Origin of the sequence: Pseudomonas sp. NPDC096917, assembly GCF_044762555.1 — a bacterium.
Lineage (GTDB): Bacteria > Pseudomonadota > Gammaproteobacteria > Pseudomonadales > Pseudomonadaceae > Aquipseudomonas.
In genome coordinates this window covers 46,283-66,412 of the sequence record NZ_JBIWEO010000017.1, presented here as the reverse complement: position 1 = coordinate 66,412, position 20,130 = coordinate 46,283, and the positions used below count along the sequence as shown (strand labels likewise).

Annotated in this window: 14 protein-coding genes; 5 read left to right on the top strand and 9 right to left on the bottom strand. The window is 58.8% G+C overall.

The window, feature by feature from the left end; translation table 11 throughout:
* Positions 1 to 7: 7 nt before the first annotated feature.
* The 4 genes from ACIQYF_RS18925 to cpaB are packed head-to-tail and all read right to left on the bottom strand — an operon-like array spanning position 8 to position 4,667.
* On the bottom strand, positions 8 to 1,282 hold the full coding sequence (locus ACIQYF_RS18925) for a CpaF family protein (RefSeq protein WP_402864878.1): 1,275 nt from the start codon (positions 1,280 to 1,282) through the stop codon (positions 8 to 10).
* On the bottom strand, positions 1,279 to 2,478 hold the full coding sequence (locus tag ACIQYF_RS18920) for a pilus assembly protein (RefSeq protein WP_402864876.1): 1,200 nt from the start codon (positions 2,476 to 2,478) through the stop codon (positions 1,279 to 1,281). The genes ACIQYF_RS18925 and ACIQYF_RS18920 overlap by 4 nt, the downstream gene beginning before the upstream one ends.
* The gene (locus ACIQYF_RS18915; protein WP_402864874.1) at positions 2,475 to 3,701 is read right to left on the bottom strand and encodes a type II and III secretion system protein family protein; all 1,227 of its coding nucleotides are present in this window, start codon (positions 3,699 to 3,701) and stop codon (positions 2,475 to 2,477) included. Before ACIQYF_RS18915 ends, ACIQYF_RS18920 begins: the two co-directional genes overlap by 4 nt.
* A 27-nt stretch (positions 3,702 to 3,728) precedes the next feature.
* Positions 3,729 to 4,667: a Flp pilus assembly protein CpaB gene (cpaB, locus tag ACIQYF_RS18910; protein WP_402864872.1), complete on the bottom strand. Its 939-nt coding sequence runs from the start codon at positions 4,665 to 4,667 to the stop codon at positions 3,729 to 3,731.
* Positions 4,668 to 4,998: 331 nt separating this feature from the next.
* On the opposite strand from cpaB, the gene ACIQYF_RS18905 reads away from it, so the two are divergent.
* The 3 genes from ACIQYF_RS18905 (at position 4,999) to ACIQYF_RS18895 (ending at position 5,909) form a co-directional block, all read left to right on the top strand.
* A complete protein-coding gene (locus ACIQYF_RS18905; RefSeq protein WP_402864870.1) occupies positions 4,999 to 5,223 on the top strand; it encodes a Flp family type IVb pilin in 225 nt (74 codons plus the stop codon).
* A gap of 61 nt (positions 5,224 to 5,284) precedes the next feature.
* On the top strand, positions 5,285 to 5,506 hold the full coding sequence (locus ACIQYF_RS18900) for a Flp family type IVb pilin (RefSeq protein WP_402864868.1): 222 nt from the start codon (positions 5,285 to 5,287) through the stop codon (positions 5,504 to 5,506).
* A gap of 4 nt (positions 5,507 to 5,510) precedes the next feature.
* A complete protein-coding gene (locus tag ACIQYF_RS18895; protein WP_402864867.1) occupies positions 5,511 to 5,909 on the top strand; it encodes a response regulator in 399 nt (132 codons plus the stop codon).
* A gap of 138 nt (positions 5,910 to 6,047) precedes the next feature.
* Here ACIQYF_RS18895 and ACIQYF_RS18890 read toward each other — a convergent pair whose 3' ends face one another.
* From ACIQYF_RS18890 to pbpC, 3 genes are all read right to left on the bottom strand, one after another.
* On the bottom strand, positions 6,048 to 7,730 hold the full coding sequence (locus ACIQYF_RS18890; RefSeq protein ID WP_402864865.1) for a ShlB/FhaC/HecB family hemolysin secretion/activation protein: 1,683 nt from the start codon (positions 7,728 to 7,730) through the stop codon (positions 6,048 to 6,050).
* A 183-nt stretch (positions 7,731 to 7,913) separates the two neighbouring features.
* Positions 7,914 to 9,554 (bottom strand): collagen-like triple helix repeat-containing protein, encoded by a 1,641-nt coding sequence (locus ACIQYF_RS18885; RefSeq protein ID WP_402864863.1) that lies wholly within the window; start codon positions 9,552 to 9,554, stop codon positions 7,914 to 7,916.
* 401 nt (positions 9,555 to 9,955) lie between these two features.
* Positions 9,956 to 12,292, bottom strand: coding sequence for a peptidoglycan glycosyltransferase PbpC (pbpC, locus tag ACIQYF_RS18880; protein WP_402864861.1), 2,337 nt, complete (start codon positions 12,290 to 12,292; stop codon positions 9,956 to 9,958).
* A gap of 92 nt (positions 12,293 to 12,384) precedes the next feature.
* On the opposite strand from pbpC, the gene ACIQYF_RS18875 reads away from it, so the two are divergent.
* Positions 12,385 to 12,678, top strand: a complete 294-nt coding sequence (locus ACIQYF_RS18875) for a hypothetical protein (RefSeq protein ID WP_402864859.1) — start codon at positions 12,385 to 12,387, stop codon at positions 12,676 to 12,678.
* Between the two features lie 51 nt (positions 12,679 to 12,729).
* Here the strand turns inward: ACIQYF_RS18875 and ACIQYF_RS18870 are convergent, their stop codons facing one another.
* A complete protein-coding gene (locus ACIQYF_RS18870) occupies positions 12,730 to 17,619 on the bottom strand; it encodes an alpha-2-macroglobulin family protein (protein WP_402864857.1) in 4,890 nt (1,629 codons plus the stop codon).
* Between the two features lie 247 nt (positions 17,620 to 17,866).
* On the opposite strand from ACIQYF_RS18870, the gene ACIQYF_RS18865 reads away from it, so the two are divergent.
* Positions 17,867 to 19,216: an MATE family efflux transporter gene (locus ACIQYF_RS18865; RefSeq protein WP_402864855.1), complete on the top strand. Its 1,350-nt coding sequence runs from the start codon at positions 17,867 to 17,869 to the stop codon at positions 19,214 to 19,216.
* Here ACIQYF_RS18865 and ACIQYF_RS18860 read toward each other — a convergent pair.
* Positions 19,189 to 20,052: an alpha/beta hydrolase gene (locus ACIQYF_RS18860; RefSeq protein WP_402864853.1), complete on the bottom strand. Its 864-nt coding sequence runs from the start codon at positions 20,050 to 20,052 to the stop codon at positions 19,189 to 19,191. The genes ACIQYF_RS18865 and ACIQYF_RS18860 overlap by 28 nt on opposite strands.
* Between the last annotated feature and the right edge of the window lie 78 nt (positions 20,053 to 20,130).

Here is a 20,130-nt window from a genome sequence, read left to right as displayed (position 1 = left end):
CAGCGCCTCAGCCGTTGGCATTCAAAATAGGATCACGGCGCAACTTGTCGCTTGCCGGGTTCAGCGCTTCGCGCATAAAACCAAAGCCGGTGCGCTTATCGAGACGGAACAGCGTGTTGGTGACGTACACATCGTCTCGCACGCCCACCACCTCCAGCACTTCACTGACACAACGCCGACCGTCCGGCATGCGCGTCAACTGGATGATCACGTCCAGCGCGGCGCAAATCATTTGGCGCAGGGTTTTTTCTGCCACCGTGCGCCCGGTCAAACCCACCAGGGTTTCGAGTCGTAGCAGGGCATCTTGCGCGTTGTTGGCGTGCACCGTGCTCATCGAACCATCGTGACCGGTGTTCATCGCAGTCAGTACATCGAGGACTTCCACGCCCCGAATCTCGCCAAGGATGATGCGGTCCGGGCGCATCCGCAGGGCGTTGCGAATCAAATCACTGGATTTGACTTCGCCATGCCCTTCGGCATTTGGCGGACGGGTTTCCAGGCGAACCACGTGCGGGTGGCCGAGCTGTAATTCGGCGACGTCTTCGATGGTCACCAGACGTTCATGTGGATTGATCAGTTGGCTCAAGATATTCAGCAGTGTGGTTTTACCGGTACCGGTACCGCCGCTGATCAAGATGTTGCAGCGCTTACCCACGGCTTCCTGGAAAAACTCATAGATCGCCTGATCGATGGTTTGCATCGCCACCAGGTCGCTGCTTTTGAGCATGTCCTGACGAAACTTACGGATCGACAGGCATGGGCCGTCGAGCGCAATCGGCGGGATGATCGCATTGACCCGGCTGCCATCGGGCAAGCGCGCATCGACCATGGGGGACGACTCGTCAAGGCGCCGGCCGAGCGGGGCCAGAATGCGCTGCATCACCCGTTCAACGTGATGGTCGTCGATAAAACGCAGATCGCTTCGGTTTAACACACCCTCACGCTCCACAAACACCCGGTGCGGGCCGTTCACCAGAATTTCCGTGACGGCAGTGTCGCGCAGCAAGACCTCTAGAGGACCGAAGCCGGTCAACTCATCGACGATTTCTTCGGCCAGCCGCTCCATCTCATAACGTGAAATAGCCAGGTGCAGACGCGACACATACTCCGCCACCCGGTCAGTGACGAACTGCGACAAAGCATGGCGCGAATCTTCCAACAGGTTTTTGCCACTCTCCTCGATGGCATCAATGATGTAGCGGTGCAGCACCAGTTTCAGGCCGTCGTGATCGGCATGCCCATCCTTGTAGAGGCCAGCGCCAAAAAGCTGTTCATTGGTCATTGAGACCCCCACAGGCGGTTTAGCCATTTGCCAGGTTTGGCGCCCGCTTTGCCAGACAACTGTGAGCGCTTCGCCAACTGCTCACCGATTTTTTTCAACCCTTGGCTAAGGGCTTCGCGTGGCCCCAACTCAAACAGAGTGACGGCCTGATTCTTGGCATTGATGCGTAACTCGGCGCTCATGGGCAATGTGCTCAACACCGGCAAGCCAAAGCTCTTGGCCAGTGCATCGGCGTCCGGGGCAACACCGCGCAGGCAGCGATCAACCAATAGGCTGGTGTGCTCAAGCTTCATGCCTTTGGCGCGCCACAGGTTGAGCACATCCAGATTGCGCCGACAATCCAGTACGTTTTGATCCACGTACCACAGCAACTTGTCACAGTGGGTGACAAACGTGCGTACCCCCTCACCATCGGGCTGACCTGTCAGGTTCACCACAATGTGCTGAAAGTGCTGACGCAAAGCGCTGAGCAACATATACAACTCGGCGGCGCTGGTATGCTCCAGAGGCTCGTCGTTATCGCTATGAGCCAACACCCGCAATCCATCGGGGGCTTTAGTAAACGCACTGTCAATCAACGTACTGTCCAGGCGACGCAAATGCCGCAGCGCATCGCCAAAGAAGAACGAACTCTCCAGACCCAATAGTGCCAAGCCATCGCCACGGGGAATTCCCAAGTCCAGAAACAAGGTTTTTTGCCCGCTCTTTTGCACCACCAGCCCCAGGTGACTGGCAAGCAATGCTCCATCGGCATTGCACTGCGCACTGAACAGCACGGTCAGGCCACCCAATTCAGTGCTCGGCGTGGGCGGCGGCAATCGCTTGCTAAGGCGTCGGACCAGCCCCGCGACCTCACTGGAACGCGAGCCGTAGGCCACAAAATCTCGTGCCCCGGCGCGCATCGCATTGAGCACCAACTGGTTATCCATGCCATCGCCCAACGCGACAATCGCCAGCATTGGCTTGGCTTCCAGCGCACCTTCTATCAATGCGCACTGCGCCACCACTTTGTCGCGGTCCAACCCCACGAACACCAGCCCGGCGAAGGTCACGTCAATCAACGCCAACAGCTCATCCAGGCTGCTGCTCCCTGCGCCCACCACTTGCCCCAGCGGTGCCAGTGCGCCTTGCAACCACTCAAGGTCCGTGTTGTTGCGCGTCAGCGCGAGAAACGTCTGGCTTAGGCTTTGGCTCATTGGGATAACCCGCTACGGCTATTAAAATTTCCGTTTTCAAGGAAATACAAGCGATACCAGTTAGGGTCGTAATTGCGCAGTTTTTCGCCGGGCATACTCGGTAAAGCCGCATTAGCTGCAAGCGGCTGGACCAAATGCGGGGTCACGATCATCAACAGCTCTTTCTCTTCACGGCTAATGTTGGAATCGCGAAAGAAGGCGCCAAGAATCGGAACATCGCCCAGCCCCGGAAATTTGTTCACCTGCGAGCTATTGCGGGAGCTGATCAGGCCACTGATCACAAAACTCTCGCCATCGGCCAGGGAAATACTGGTATCGGTGCGACGCACGTTCAGCCCCGGCACTAAGGTCCCGGCGATGTTCACTGCATTGGTGTAATCGAGTTCGCTGACCTCGGGTGCCACTTTCAGCAAAATGCGGTCACGTCCCACGACGGTCGGGGTCAGCGTCAGGCGGATACCGAACTCCTTGTACTCGATCGACACGTTATCGCTACCACTGCTGGGCACCGGGATAGGCACTTCGCCACCCGCGAGAAAGGTTGCACTCTGCCCACTCAATGCGACCAGGCTCGGACGCGCCAGGGTGTAGGCAAAACCACTGCCTTCCAGCGCATTGATCATGGCTTTGACCCGACCACCGCCAAAACCAATGTTGAAGTACTTGCCGTTGGCCACCGGACCACCCGTAATCAGGCTTTCGGCATTGCTGATAAATGAGCCTGGCGACCCGAAGAGAAAGTCTTTGCCCATGCCGAAGATCGAGGTGCTGGCTTCTTGCAACTTGGTACGGCTGACTTCGACAAAACGAATGTCGGTCTGCACCTGGCTGGGCAATGTTGCATCGGCAGACGGTGGCAATGTGGCGGTGGTAAAACCATCCGTGGCCTTGCCTCTGACGAACACCATGCTCTGGCGCGGCGACTTGGAGCAGGCGGTCCAGACCATCAGGCTGGTAGTCCCCGGCGCCACCCCCGTGAGTAGAAATGCATTGCTGCCATTGGCATGTACATCGGCAATGGCGGGGTCGCCCACTGCAATGCGTGAAATGCTGACCGGTGAATCCAGCGCCTGCTGGGCCCCTTGGGTCACTTCCAATACAGCGGGTAACGGGCCGAGTGCAGCGCAACTGTCTGAAGCAGCCAACGCCATTTCATAAGGCAAGCTACTCAAGACCAGCGTCCAGACAACTCGTTTGTAAAGCGCAGCGCGACGATGGCTCATGCGGGCCTCCTTGCAGATCAGGACTTTTTATTGGGCTGGCTGTTGGGCCGTTTGATTGCCGCGAATAATTTCAATACCGCGTGCCCGAGGAGGGCTGCCAGGGTTGCTGCTGAACACTTTTACCGGCCCGGTCAGGGCTAATTGATTGAACTGATAAAGATCGCGCTTGGCGTTCTCAAGGTTGGTGGGCGCCTGCGAATCGCCCGCCCAGTATTTGCTCAAACGCTGCTCATCAGCGCTGCGCACGGCCAGGCGCAAGGTGCCCGCTTGAGTCGCGAGCATCATCTGATCGATCAACGCCTCTGGAATCGCCAGTACCGCTGTACGCGCAGCGACTCGGCGTTGTGTTTGCTTAAGGGCTTCTTCGGCACTCAGTGGCTGGCCGGAAGGCAAGCCGTCGTGGGTCAAGCCCAGTTCATCCCCCACACTCAGTACACGCGCCGCCGGCAATACCACCTGTGCCGATTGCTGCGGGTTCTCCGGATCCTTGCGTAAAAACAGCAAGACATCCACGTAGTCGCCCGGGGTCAACTGCCCGCCCGCGCCTACAACCTCATCAATGGCTACTCCAAGGGCACGCTCGTCGGGGCGGATCATCCGCGCCAAGGGACCGCCAACCTCAAAGCTTTGTGCATTAAGCCAGGTGCCCGCACTCAAACTGCGCCAAGGGGTCTTGCCTACCGCCTGCTCAACCGTGGTGAAGCTGCCTGCGGGTGCCGTTCGCATTTTTTCAATGATGACATCGTCGGCTGTCAACGCCTGGTGCGGGGGCACATCACGGGCCAATACCACGACCGGCTGGCGGGTTTGATCTTCAACCTTTGCCACGCTCTGCTCAACAACCTGAGTCACAGGGACTTCTGCAACGGGCTGTTGTTCGCGCATCAACACTAACCCCCAATAACCGGCAGCAATGGCACCGACAAACAGAATCGCGGCCAAGATCAAACTGCGTTGGTTGTTCATTAACACACTCCCTATGCCACTGCGTACTGCTGACAAAAAAACCCATTCGCAATCAGGTAGCTATTGCAGATAATTGTGTTGCAACCATTTCGCTATTTGAACGTAGCCCAGACAAAGCAAAATGCCATTAGTCAGCTTAAAAATATTTTAGTTCAGGAAAACCCGTTGATTTACCACACTTTCCAAGCAGGTACTTTCGGATTAATACTTTGTCATTAGCGCTTTTTTACAGTTGCTGAATCGCCTGATATTGCCATGCTGTGATAGCACAAAGTAACGATGTGCCCCACTGTTGCGCAGTGCCCAAACCGGTGCACTAAGGAGAAGTCAGATGTTTTTGAATACCGTATTGAAAGTCTACGTACCGACCCAAATGTTTGTTGCGCAACAGGCTAAAAAGTTCGCCAAGCAAACAGAAGGTGCATCGGGTATTGAATACGCCATTATTGCGGCCATGGTGGCTATCGCACTCGCCGCTTTTGTGACGCCGATCTCGGGCCAAATCAAAACCATGTTCACAACCATTCAAACAGCAGTGACTAAAACAGGGACGTAGTTCTACTTCTGTTCAAGCGCTATAAAACTGCTGTCATTACGGCGTCCTCAGGAGAGTTAAAATGATTTCAACCACCGTTCTGAAAGTCTACGTCCCGGCTCACGTGTTCCTGACACGTCAGGCCAAGCTGTTTTTTCAGCGTACAGAAGGCGCCTCGGGCATTGAATACGCCATCATCGCAGCCATGGTGGCTATCGCTTTGGCAGCATTCGTGACGCCCATCTCTGGTGCGATCACCACGATGTTCACGACGCTTCAAGCCGCTGTCACCAAACCCGCATAACCCTATGGGCGCCCCCTCAACACGAGAGCAGCTTCTGATCGTAGATGACGAAGAAGAGGCACTTCTGGAACTGGCGGAGTTGCTGGAAGGCGAGCGCTTTTGTTGCTTTACGGCAACATCAGTCACCCTCGCCCTTCAGCAATTGAGTCTGCACCCGGACATTGCGCTGGTCATCACCGACCTGCGCATGCCTGAGGAAAGCGGCATAGCGTTGATCCAGCGTCTACGCAAACACACCTCGCGCCAGCACTTGCCCGTCATTGTCATCTCGGGGCATGCCGACATGAACGATGTCAGCGACTTGTTACGATTGCAGGTCCTGGATTTATTTCGAAAACCCATCTATCACCTGCGCTTGATTAATACCCTCGACAATCTCTTCCCAAAATACCATTCCCTGTAACTTACGTTCCTCTCTTTATATCCCGTAGAGACAGACGAAAAAAACGGCGAACATTTGACGTGTTGCACGCCTGATTTATTGCGCACACGCCAAACATTCGCCGCATTAAAAACACCCACAGGAATAACAGCCAGGAACTTACAACTGATAACTAAAACTCAACGTATAGCGTGGCCGACGATTAAAACTGTCCAGCGCCATATCGGACAATGGCTTGGCCACTTCCAATGCAATGTTGTAATAACGCTTGTCACTAAAACGTAGCCCGACAGCAGCGGACGACATATCAGAGCCTTTAAGCGGAAGTTCGTTGAACCAGGTTTTGGCCCTGTCCAAAACGGCATAAGGCTGTAACAGTTTCACCCACTCACCCTCGCGGTTAAAACTGTAGTTGAGTTCATACGCCACACCCCAACCTTTATCACCTGAGGCCTGATCATCGGGATAACCACGACCAAAGTTTTGCCCACCAAAAACGGCACGCTCACTGTCCGGCACACTGTCGTCAGTCCAATACAACGCACCCGACATCACCCCCTGCCAATTGTCGAAGAACGTATCACTCTGCACTCCGGATAATCGCAAACGAAAGAAGTCCAGGTCGTAGTGGTTGCCGGTCAAGTTGCTCTCGGTCTTGGCCCCCATGCCGTTGATACCCTGGTACACGCCGCCACTGACAATACGCAACTGACTGGCCGTGGACTTGCGCCAGTCACCCTCAAAGGCCAGTGCCCGCACATTGGTTTTCTCGCTGATGGTCTGCGAATACCCAACGATGTCGTAGTCGGTTTTGTCGTTAACCCCATACAAGCGGCCCGCGACGCTTAGCCATTGGTCCGGCGCGACAATCAGCGGGTGGCTGACGCCAATCGAAAAACGATCATTCTCGCGGTGGGGCTTGAGTTCGAAACCATCGCTGGTGGCAATGTTAGTGCCCGGATCACTGCGATAACGCGCGCCATACAGACTCAATTGCGTGCCTTCGGCATTCAAGAATTGGCTGTAATCGAGACGGTAGTAGTGCTCTTTGTCGTTGCCGGGCGGGAATAATCCGCTCAAGGTCAGTTGCTCGGCCATGGCGGTTTGCGAGTTGCTGCTCACTGCAAACAAGGCCTGGGTGCTGTTACGACTGCCTTCGGTGAGGCTCATGCTGGTGGTGAATGGTTTGCGACTGGCAGTGACATGCAGCGTTGCCGCACCATCCGTGGTCCCCGGCGGTGGCACTTGCGCCTGCAAGGTCACCCCCGGAATCCGGCTCATCAGCGTGGCGTATCGATCAAAGGTTTTACGGGTCAATGGGCGCTCGCCCTTGAGCTTGTCGACCAGCTCATCAATAAACCCTTTGACCCGCCCCACATCGCCATCGACCGTGTAATCACGGATATACCCTTCGACCAGCACCACGCGCACCAGGCCTTGATCGAAATTCTGAGGAGGCAAAAACGCGTACGACAACAAGTAACCATCGGTTTGATAACGCTGGGTGATGCTGCGCGTGGCCTCAATCAATTCGCTCAGTGTGATTTCATGGCCCAGCAAAGGTTTATAGGCCGCGCCCAGCTCTTGCAGCGGGTACACCGTGCCGCCTTCAATCTGCAATTTACGGATGGTCAGTTTGGTCCCCATCAATAAAGGCTGAGGTTCGGCGGCACCCGGTTTGGGCAATTCCAGCGCAGGCGTTTGCGGGCGATAGGCATCCACCGGCAAGTTGGGCGTTGGCAGGGACTGCAGGGTGTCGTTGCTGTTGAGGTAACGAGGAAGAGGTTCGGCACTCACATACGGGGTCAATGCCAAGAGCAAAAAAGGGACGTACGTTCGCATATGACACTCCATGGTCAACTTCAGCGGCTTAACGACCTGGGTCGTCATCTGGCGGTGACACTGTCCAAATAGCAGTCCTACAGCCTGGACATGAAAAAAGACGAGAGATCCAAAGGAATCTCTCGTCCCAACCAAGCGTAGGCGTTGTAGGTGTGGCCGTCGAACCGGCCAGGTGCAATTTCGTTAGTTTTTCTTGCCCAAGTTGCCTAACCCGCCAAGCACTCCCCCAACCAAGCCACCGACCAATCCTGTACCCGAACTTGCACCAGTACCCGCACTTGCACCAGCGCCCGCACTGGCACCCACACCAGCACCAACCCCTGCACCTGCGCCTGTGGTGGTGGTTCCTGCACCGACACCAGCCCCTACGCCAACACCTGCTCCAACACCTACACCGCCGAGCAAGCCGCCAACACCCCCCGTACCAGCACCTGTGCCTGTACCCGCACCGGTTACAGTACCTACAACACCACCGACCGTACTTGCAACGCCGCCCAACAAGCCGCCCACACCACCAGCGCCAGTACCTGCGCCCGAGCCGCCTGTCACACTACCTGTCACGCCGCCCAGCAAGCCGCCCACACCACCAGCGCCAGTACCTGCGCCCGCACCTGAGCCACCGACCGCGCCGGTCACGCTACCCAGCAATCCACCGATCCCGGTACCCGTACCCGTACCTGTGCCTGTAGCGGGGGCCGGGTTCACATAACCACCGGCCTTATCAGCTGCCCCCCCGACACCGACCAACACCCCCCCGACCAACGTGGTCACAGGGTTTTGATCGCCGACGCTGGCCACCTTGTTGCCGAGCCCGGTCACCACACCGCCAACCTTGTTCAACACCCCATCCACGGGTGCTCCCAAACCTGTTGCAGTGCCCACTTGACCCGTGGTTTTCTCGACCAGCGAAATCACGGGCACCAGCACCTTGTCATTGACCCCGCCGGTCACCTTGCCCAATTGGCCACTGGTGACGTCAGCGTTCAGCGTGTTGCCGATCATGGTGACGGTTGTGCCGACCTTGTACACCAGTCCGCCCGCCACGCCCGTCACTTTATCTGTCACGCCGCCCACCAACGGGATTTGGCTGATCGGCGTGTTGTCGAGCAGGCCGCTGACGCCTTGGCCCAGAGAGGAGGCACCTTTGCCCACGTCAGCCACTGCATTGGTTGCACCAGCAGCCGCGAGGCCCAGCGAGTTTTTATCAGTGCCCAGTGTGCCCAGGCCGTGCAAACCATCGCCGATGGACGTGACAGCATTGCCGGTATTGGTGACCAAACCACCGGCCGCCCCCACCACAGGAACCGTGGTCAACGTGTTGCCCAAATCACTGACTGCCGAGCCTACGCCATCAACCGCAGTGCCAACCTGAGACACCACCTGGCCGGTGACCAGCGGCGTGTTGCTGGCGCCGTTGCCGCCACCGTTGTTGCCGCCGCCGTTATTACCGCCGCCGTTGTTGCCTCCACCATTGTTGCCACCGCCGTTATTACCGCCACCGTTATTACCGCCGCCATTGTCGCCACCGCCGCTATTACCGCCGCCGTTGTTGCCACCACCATTGTCGCCACCGCCGCTGTTACCGCCGCCGTTGCTGCCACCACCGTTATCGCCACCGCCACTATTAACGCCACCGTTATTTCCACCGCCTGTGCCGCCATCACCACCACCGTCACCACCGCCTGTGCTGCCGGTGCCGCTGTCAGGCGAGCTCGATTCAACATGGCTTTTGGATCCACCACCGCCGCTATGGCAACCAGCAAGGCTGACGGTCATCACCAACAGGAGAGCTGTACTTGTTTTTAACCACAGTTGAGTGTTCATGATTTATTCCCTTGCACCTGATTCTTAGCCTGAGTTCGATCGCTCTCTGTTCTAACGTCAGAGATGCATTCGTCGGTGGCTACATATCTACGCTGCGTGGAAACCAGAACAATTCATAACTTGGTATTAACCCCTTATATATCCAAAGGCTTTAGTACATTTAGTGATTAATACTTTCGCAAGGTTAAGACTTAAAAACCCTTATAAATCAATGGTTAATTTTTTGTCAGGTGTGTGCGCACAACGTTTGATCACTAAAGATATAACGCTAATTAATTTGGTTTTCTTGGTTTTTTGAGGCGGGCTTCTTTGGCTGGATCCCCACCCTTTTTGCACAACCACACGCGTGTGGGCGCTGCCGAAGACTGCGATCTTTTGATCTTTAAAATTAAAGGCAGCGCCTACTCCACCACGCTGAATTCGACCCGGGCGGTTTGTCCACTTTCGTCGAGTACGCTCAGCTCATAGCGACCCGGATGATCGAGTGTGGTGTTAAGTGTTTCTTGATGCCCGCTGTCGCCCAGCGGCGTGCCGTTGAGGAACCACCAGCGGCGACCGTCCCCCCCCAACGCTGACAACCCCAAGCGTAACAAGGCTTGGCTTGCCGCCGGGCGCCGCAGACGGTCGCCTTCTCGCACGCCGACTATTGTCAGTTCAGTAACGGCGTTCACCGCAGGTGGCGGGCAGTCTGTCGAGGCAGGCGGCAAGCGGGCTTCGCGTCGCTCAGCCCGTGGCAACCAGGGTTCAAGCGGTGCAGGCCACAAGGCGAATTCCCGCTGTTGCGCGCCGGGGCATTGTGGGCCGACTCGCAGGCCATGCGAGTCGACCCAGAGGGTTTCCCGTAAACCTACCCCCAGCGGCTGGTCGGACGCCAGCAAGGTCGGTGGCGTGGTCTGATCCAGCGTCCAGGCGAAGCGCTGACGGCGGCAGTTCGTATCGCTTTTGCTCAGCGGCTGGCCCAGCGGCCAGCAAATCGCTGCCACCCCCACGGTGCTCGGCACCGCCTGCACCGGGGCGACAATACCCCGCTGGCTGTCGCGATTGCTCAATACATCGTGCACTTGCAGCATCAGCGGCGCCGCCGAGGCCAGGCCAAATTGCCCCGGCACGGGTGTGCCATCCGGGCGGCCGATCCACACGCCAATCAGGTAGCGCGGCCCCACACCAATCGCCAATGCATCGCGAAAGCCATAACTGGTGCCGGTCTTCCACGCCAATGACGGACGCTGTACCAGCTCGGCACTCGGGTCGCGATCAGGTCGCGCCTGCCCACTCAGGATGCGCCGAATGATCCACGCCGAACCCGCAGACAGCATGCGCCGCTCGACCAACTCGTCTTGCGGTTGCAGACGCAGGTTAGCGCTGTTGCCGCCACGGGCCAGCGCGCTGTAGCCGCTGACCAAGTCTTCGAGGCGGCTGCCCGCGCCGCCCAGAATCAGCGCCAGGTTGGGTTCGGCCAAGGCGGGTAGGCTCAACGGCACCCCGCCATTGCGCAGATCCGCCGCGAAGCGTTTAGGCCCGTAGGCTTCGAGCAGTTGCACCGCCGGCAAGTTAAGTGACAGTGCCAAGGCCGAACTGGCCGAGACCGGCCCACTAAAGCCCATCGAGAAGTTGCCCGGCCGATAGTCGCCATAACGACGCGGCACATCTTGCAGCAGCGACTCGGAGTGGATCAGCCCCGCATCCATCGCCATCCCGTACAGGAATGGTTTGAGGGTCGAACCCGGCGAGCGCAGAGCGTTGATCATGTCGACATGACCAAAACGCCGCGCATCGTTGATGTCGACCGAGCCCAGGTAGGCGCGCACGGCCATGGTTTCAGTTTCGACCACAATGATCGCCGCCGAGGTGTGATCGGGTAACCGCGCGCGCCAGCCCAGCAGTAGGTCTTCAAGGCGGCGCTGCAAGCTGGCATCCAACGTGGTACGAATCAGCGGCGGGCTGTGCGGGCGATTCAAACGCCGCGCCAGCAACGGTGCCAGGCTCGGCTCCAGTCGCGGCGCCAACAGCAGGGGTTCTTCAAGCGCCTCATCGACCGCAGTCTGCGGCCACACCCGATACTCGGCCAAACGGCGCAGCACTTTATCGCGCGCCGCTTGCGCACGTTCTGGATGACGATCGGGGCGCAGGCGGCTCGGCGCTTGCGGCAATACCGCCAATAACGCCGCCTCGGAACGTGTGAGCTGCTGTGGCGACTTGCCCAGATACGCCCAACTGGCTGCCGCCACGCCTTGCAAGGTGCCGCCAAACGGGGCGCGATTGAGGTACAGATTGAGGATTTGATCCTTTGGCACATGCCATTCCAACTGCGCCGTGCGCCACAACTGGCGCAACTTGCCAGACAAGGTGCGCTCATGCGGGTCCAACAAACGGGCTACCTGCATCGACAACGTGCTGCCCCCCGACAACACGCGCCCGCCCCTGAAGTTTTGCCAGACGGCGCGGCCCAGTGCCAGCGGGTTCACCCCAGGATGTTGATAAAACCAGCGGTCTTCGTACGTCAGCAACGCGTCGAGGTAATACGGCGACACCTCCCGCGTCTGCACCGGGTAACGCCACACGCCGTTGGCATCGGCAAAGCGCCACAGCGGCGTGCCGTCTTCGGCCAACACCACGCGGGCCAAATCATCCTTGGGCAAAGGCAGCGGCCAGATACGGTCAGCCAGCCACAGCACAGCGAGCACCAGCAACAGGCTTGCGGCCGCCCAGCACAGATTTTTTTTCAGATTAAGCCTCAAACCGCCCAGTCCTTAACGGAACTACGCTTCATACATAGCAGCCCAAGGCTTATCTCTGGCACAGTGACTGCCTTATTCATCGGGACACACACATGCACGTTGAAGGATTTTTCGAGAGCCTGGGGCAAATGTTCGGGGCCATCATTCGCTTTATCGTTGAAGGGTTGAGTGGCATTTTCAGCGGCCTTAGCCACGCGGGCGGCAACTTTATCGAAGGTCTTGGCCGCGCGCTGGGCATGGACACATCGATCATCAGCATCGCCATTCTGGTGATTGGCCTGCTGTTTCTTTATAACGCCGTACGCGCCTTCATGCGTGCCTCGATCATCGGCGGCGTGATCTGGCTGCTGCTCGGGTTGTGGGTGTTGAGCTGGATTATCAGCTGACTCCCGACCTCTGTAGGAGCGAGTTTGCTCGCTCCTACAGAGGATATGTCGTTACCTTCCCTTGATCACCATCTCTCCCGGTGTCTCGCCAACCGCCTGCCAGTTCGGGCGGTACATGGATTCGACTTGCGGCGGCGGTACGCGGTAGGTACCCGGCGTTACGGCGCGGGCCAGGTAGAGCAAGTGCGCAGTGCCATAACCCTCCAGTTTCAGCGCCGCCACGTAACGGTCATCGCGATACTCCTGATGCTGCACGCTGGCATTTTGCATCGACTCGCGCCATTGCTTGACCTCGGTGCTGGCGTTTTCAAGGCTGGCGGCACTTTGTCCAAGATCCTGGTTTTCCAGCTCCAGACCCGCAGGCAGTAAATCGACCACTAACGCATCCGGTACAGGTTGCTTGGCCGTCACCGCCACATGCACCAACACCAGATCCCCACTTTTCAGGGTGTTGATATTCAGTGGTTCGCCATTCATGCCCAAGTAATCACGGCGAATGCTCATATTCTCGCCACCGGCAACCGGGGCCTGCTGTGGATAACCGGAAAGGGTCAGCTGTTGATACACCGCGTCGCTGCCCTCATTGCGCACAGTCAACGACTGCGCCAGCAACGGGCCGTCGAGTTTGAGGCCCGACTGGTTGTTATTCAGCTCGCGGGTTTGATCGCCGCTGGTGAGCTGCGCCGACCAGTTAGGCTCAGGTTTGCTCAACAGGTCACGTCCAGCCAGGAACAATGAATTACGCTCCTGAGTCGACAACCAACGGCTTTCAGCCAACACATCGGACAGTTCAAACAGACGCTGCTCACGCTGGTCACTCATCAGGTTGTTCTCTTCCAGCAGCGCCAGAATCAGTGCCTGATCACGCAGCGGGCTGCCGTAGTCGCCCAGCCATTGATCGTTTTTGCGCTTGGCCGCCAGCCCCGCGATCAAGGCCTGATCGGCACGCGGTTGGTCGCCCATCTTCTGCAAGGCAATCGACAGTTGCACCAGCGGCAAGCCTGAGCGTGCATCGCTGCGGCGCTCGAAAATGCTGCGCAACGCCCCCAGCGGCGCTTGCTGGCTGCGGGCCAATACCAAAGCGGCGTAGGCCTGCACGGCAAAACGGGTGTGGTCGAGGTTGTCGCTGAAATCGGATTGGATCAGGTTGCGTTCTTGCACATAACGCAGCAACCGCTCGTTGGCCTTTTTCAACGCATCGGCTGGCACGGCGTAGCCTTGATCGCGGGCGCGCAGCAGAAAGTCGGTGACATAGGCGCTCAGCCAATACTCTTCCTCACCGTCTGCTCCCCACAGGCCAAAGCTGCCGTTGTAGCGCTGCATGCCCAGCAGGCGCTCGATGCCGAGCTCGATTTTACGTTTGCGCTCTGCGTCCGGCTCCCCCTTGAGGCCCAAGCGCTCGAGCAACGCCGCATCGGCATACAACGCCGGGTACAGGCCGCTGGTGGTTTGCTCTGAGCAGCCATAGGGATACGCCTTAAGCGCACGAATCTGTTCGCCCAGATTAAGCGGTGGACGGCTCGACACGCTCAACAAGGCTTCGCGCCCGGCCGGCTCGAAGGCCTGCAACTCGCCTTCAGGCAAGCTCCACGGCTGATCCTTAAGCACGGCGCGATAGTGCTTGAGCATCGCGGGATACGCCGGGCGTACGCCCAAGGTCCATTCGCGGCTAAAGGGTGCAAAGGTTTCGCCCGCCAGGTCGAGGCCGTTCACCGTCACCTTGACCATCCCCGTACCAAAACCGCCCAACGCCTTGACCGGAATCTGCAAGGTGCTGCGCTGGCCGGGGCTTAGCGTGACGTTTTGCGTGGTCTCGCCCAGCAGATTGAGCTGGCCGTCTGCGCTCAGTTTCACGTCTAGCTTTTGCGGTTTATCGGTGAGATTGGACAAGTCCAAGGCCAGCCGGGTCTCGTCACCGCCCGCTAAAAAGCGCGGTGCGGCCAACTCGGCCACCAACGGCGCGGCGACCACGGTTTTGGCCTGCGCCATGCCGTAGCGGTCGTCGGTCCAGGCTTGTGCCATCAGGCGCAGCTCGCCGTTAAAGTCCGGAATATCAACGCTGACTTCGCCCTTGCCCTGCGCGTTCAAGGTTACCGGCGCACTTTGCAGCGCAACAATCGTGACGCTGGTCGCAGGCCGCTTGCCGCCCTTGGCCAGCGCCGCATCACCGCCGAATGCCAGGCTGGCCAGACGGCCCTGACCGGCTTCAATCAGTTGCCCGTAAATATCCAGTTGGTCGGCGCCATACGCCTTGCGCCCAAAGAGGCTGGCGTACGGATCAGGCGTTGGGTAATCGGTGATGTTCAACACCCCGACGTCCACGGCCGCGAGCAAAACATGGGCTTGTTTGGGAACGCTGCCGTCAGCGTTTTTAGCCTGGATCCTCACCGTCAACGGCTGCTTGGGGCGCATTTTTTCCGGCGCATCGAGGGTTAGCGCCAGCTTGCGCTGCGTGCGATCGAGCGGCAGATGCAGCACGCCCACCGCACGTTTTGGGGTGATGTTGGTTTTGCGCTCACCGGGACGAATCACCAGCGCGCTGACATACACATCGTGGCGTGCCCAGTTCGGGTCGAGTTTGATGTCGAAGGTTTTGCCTTCAGCGGGGACTTCGATCTCTTGCCACCACAACGGACCCTCGCTGCCTTCAATCAGTAAATAGCCTTTGCCAGCAGCAGGCGGCGTGACGGTGACTTTGGCGGTGTCACCATCGCCGTACGCGGCTTTATCGAGTGCCAGCTTGACCTGATCCGGGCGCACGGCGCCGCCTTCGGCGTTGTCCTGAGCGCGGTACCCGGCCCAGAATCGCAGGCTGCTGACCAAGCCGGTTTTCGGGTCTTCAACCTCGACGCGGTAAGGGCCCCACTCCACCGGGAAGCTGACCTTGGCGGTTTCTCCGGCTTTAAGGTTGACGGTTTCTTCGTTGAGGTTCAGAAATTTCTCGTTGTAGTGATAGCTCCAGCCGTCGCTGTCCGAGTAGTTCCAGTAGTAATCGCGGCGCTCGCGCACCAGCCGTACCTTAAGGTTTTCAGCGGCCAGCTTGTAGCCCTGACTGTCGGCCACCAGCAGTTCAAACGCTGCCGGGCCATCGCCATTGGTTTCAGTGCCTTCAAACAACCCGCGCAGCCCCGGCAAACGATCCGCAGGCCACACCGGCTGCACCAAACGCCGGGTAATCGGGCGCCCGCCAGACTCTTGCAAGCTGGCCTGCACAATCAGTTGCAGCGGCGACCTGGCCTCGCTCCACTGGCTTTCAATGCGCAGGGTTTCTTTGCCTTCAGCGTTCAACACGCTTTCGTCCAGCTCCAGGTCCTGAGTCAAATCGGGCTCAGTCACCGAGCCAAACTGATAACCGGGCAACGCACTGACCGCCTCACGCAACGGACGCACATAAACCTGCCCGCTCAAGCGATTGCCGGCAGCCGGGGCGCCATACAGGTAGCGACCATTGACTTGAATGTCAGCGCTCTGGTCGGGGCTCAACGGTTTATCACGGCCTTTAAGCTCCAGCGCCAGTCGCTCCGGCAAGAAGTCTTCGACCAAAAACTCATACAACTGCGGCTTGCCGTCGCCCAGATCGAACACCAACTGCCAGCGCCCGGTCGGCGCCTCACCTGCCAAGGGCAGCGAGTATTGATAGAAACCCGACGCGTCCGGCTCCCAGACAAACTTGCGGCTGACCTGTGCGTCCGGGCGGCGCACTTCAACGCTTACTGGCTGCGGCTTGACCGGCTTGCCATCACGATCACGTAGCAAGGCATTGAGCAGCACCGTCTCGCCGGGGCGGTACAGGTCTCGCGGGCCAAACACGAAAAATTGCAGCGGGTGCGCTTGCGGGCCACCAATGTCGAACTCCGCCAAGTCCAGCGCCGCCGTATTCAAGCGCAACACGCTGGTCTGATCGCCCTGACGTGCCACCAACACTTCGGCCTTGGGCGCCAAGGCCAGTTCGGCATGCCCTTGTTTATCGGTTTTGCCTTGGGCCAGCATCTTGCCTTTGCCGTCGAGCAACTCCAGGTCGACATTGGCCAGCGCGCTGCCACCTTCCAGCCCCTGGGTGAACACGTCCAGACGCTTCTGATAACGGTGTACGGAAAGGCCAATGTCACTGAGGGTGAACAGAGTCGCCGGGGTTGAATAGTTGTAACTGCCCGACGCGGTCATCACCGCCAGGTACACACCCGGCTGCTGCAAGGGCTTGATGCCCGACGTTGGCAGAATCAGTGTTTCGCGGGTATTGCGCTCCGGGTTCAGGTCAAAGCGCCCGCCGTACACAAGATCCGCCATGCTCAGCAGGTCTTTGGCTTCGTAACTTTGCAGGCTGCTGTTACGGCCCCATTGACTGAGAAATGCCGGCAACGATTCGGGTTTGACCCGAAAGAATTCAACGTCAACTTTGTCGACATTTAACGCGATCACCGGCAAACCTTCGGCCAAACGACTGGGCAGCAAGCTGCCACGGCTGGCAAAACCCACGGTCGGTTGCAGATCGCGGGTTTCGAGGCGGCTCACGTACTCGGCGGCCAGGGTGGCCTCGTTGACTGCGCGCAGGCCGGGGTCGACGGTGAGGATCAACTTGCGCTTGGGTTCGAGATGGCGCAGGTGCAGTTCCATCAAGTTATCCGACAGCTCCCAGGCGCCATCGATCTTGCCGGTCTTGGCGTCGACCACGTGCAGTTTGTCGGCGAAATTTTGCTTCGCATCCAGCGGCACCGAAAAGCTCACGGACAACGTGCTGGCACCGTCCAGTTGCACTTCAGAGACATCCACCACGCTTAACGGGCGCCCGGCGTAGCGTTCGGCCAGCACCTTGGCGTCCTGTACCGGTCTGGCCGCCTGCGCGCTGACAGCCGCGGGTGCTACGGGTTTGCCGGAGGACGATGAATCACAAGCGCTCAGCAGCGCCAGCGCACAGGCCAGGAACAGTCCTTTGTTAAGCATGGTGTACTCGTTGACTTGGCATTGAAGGGCTCGACTATATAACAGCGCGCCGCATTACCTGTAGTCGCTGCCAGGGTACGAGGCTGCGATCGGGGACGCAGTCCCCGTGAGCCCGATTATCACGATACCTCTGAGATACCGGGCTGCATGGTTTCGCCACTGCTGCGCAGCCGATCGCAGTCTGGTACCGCGCCAGCGACTCCATGTTCACCATACCGCTACAATGCCCCCCCCAAAAGGAGCCTGCATGTCTTCCCTATTAGCTGACTGGCGCGACCGCCCGACCCATCGCCGGGTCTGGACGCTGGCAGCGCCGATGATTTTGTCGAATATCTCCGTGCCACTGGTTGCGCTGGTCGACAGCACCGTGATCGGCCATTTGCCCCACGCCCACCAATTGGGCGCGGTGGCGGTGGGCGCCAGTCTGTATCTCTTCCTGGCCTGGATGATGGGCTTTCTGCGCATGGGTACCACCGGCTTTGCCGCGCAAGCCGCCGGGCGCAATGATGGCAACGCATTACGGCAAATTCTGCTGCAAGGTTTGTTGCTGGCGATGCTGCTCTCGCTCTTTCTGGGGGCGATTGCGATCCCTTTCAGTGGCGTGGCGTTGAGTGTGATGCAGCCTTCGCCCCAATTACATGAACTGACGCTCGACTTCTTCCATACCCGCTTGTTTGGCTTGCCGGCGGCCTTGGCCAGTTATGCGTTGGTGGGTTGGTTTTTAGGCGCGCAGAACGCGCGGGCACCGCTGGCGATTTTGCTCACCACCAACCTGATCAATATCGTACTCAACGTGTGGTTTGTACTCGGGCTGGACTGGGGGGTGGTCGGTTCCGCCCGAGCCTCAGTGATTGCCGAATGGAGCGGCGCCCTGCTCGGTCTGTGGCTGACACGCGGCGCATTGCGGGCGTATCCGGGCAAGTGGGTGTGGGCAGCGCTGCGCGCTTGGCACAACTGGAAACCGCTGCTGGGGGTTAACCGCGATATTTTTATCCGCAGCTTGCTGCTGCAATCGGTGTTTTTTGCCATCACCGTGCAAGGCGCGCGTTTGGGCGATGCCACCGTGGCAGCCAATGCGCTGCTGCTCAATGGTTTACTGCTGACGGCGCACGCACTGGACGGTTTGGCACACGCGGTTGAAGCGCTGTGCGGGCATGCCATCGGCGCCCGTGATCGCACCGCCTTGCGCCGTTCGATGGTGGTGGCCTGCGGCTGGTCGTTGTTGGCCAGCGTGATGTTTGCACTGCTGTTTGTCTTCGGCGGGCACGTGTTTATCGAGATGCAAACCAACATTGCGAGCGTGCGTGAAACCGCCTTCCACTACTTACCCTATTTGGCGTTATTGCCGCTGATTGCGGTGTGGAGTTACTTGCTCGACGGGCTGTTTATCGGCGCCACCCGCGCCCGCGAAATGCGCAACGCGATGCTGATCAGCGTGATCATCGCCTTCCCCGTCGCCTGGGCGCTGCATGGCCATGGCAACCACGGACTGTGGATAAGTTTTCTGCTGTTTATGGTGCTACGTAGTTTAGTGCTGGCGCTGTATGCGTGGCGCATGCAGCGCAAGGATCAGTGGTTTACGAATCCGCTGACGTGATCAAGTACCGGCGCCAGCCATCGCAGTGGCCGCGAAAGTGCCGCCACCAGCGTGACGTGGCTGGTACGGGAAAAATAGAACTCATCAACGGGCACGCCAGCTTCGCGCAAAGCGCTGGCTAAACCACCGGTGTTGCGTGTCGGATTGACCAAGGTATCGGTCTCGGCGGCCATCAATAGTGCAGGCGGCGCCCCTCGGCTGACGTGATTGATCGGCTGCGACTCAGGCGGCGAGTCGGGGTAAAAAAATACCGGGCGCACCGCTTCGTCCTTTATCGGTAAAAAATCATACGGCCCCGCTAAACCAATCCAGCCCCGCAGATTGTCGGGGCTCATGCCCACCGCCTGTAACCACTGCGGGTCGAGCGCCAGCATCGCGGCGTTATAAGCCCCTGCACTGTGCCCCATCACGTACAGGCGCTGCGGATTGCCTCCGTACTCGGCGACATGGCGATACGTCCAACCCACGGCTTGCGCGCCATCCACTAAAAACTCCGGGTAACGCACTTGTGGATAAAGTCGGTAATCGGCAATCACCGTGGTGATCCCACGTGAAGCCAGCGCTTCGCCGACAAACAAATAGTCGGCGCGCGAGCCACTGTTCCAGCTACCGCCATAGAAAAACACCACCACCGGCGCACCGGGTGCGGGGTCTTTGGAGCGATAGACATCAAGGGTTTGGCGCGGATCACTGCCGTAGGCAATGTCGCTGGTTTTTTCGAAGCTGCGGGTGGGTGTCAGGCCATTGAGCATGCGCACCGGCGAACAGGCGCTGAGCAGCCAGCCCATGACGCCAGCACACGCCAGCCCAACGACACGCTTGAAGACTTTTGACATGCACCACGACCTCTCAGGCAAAAAAAAACGCTGACCCCTGCAATGCACAGGTCAGCGTAGTTCAGTCAGCGAGTGCTG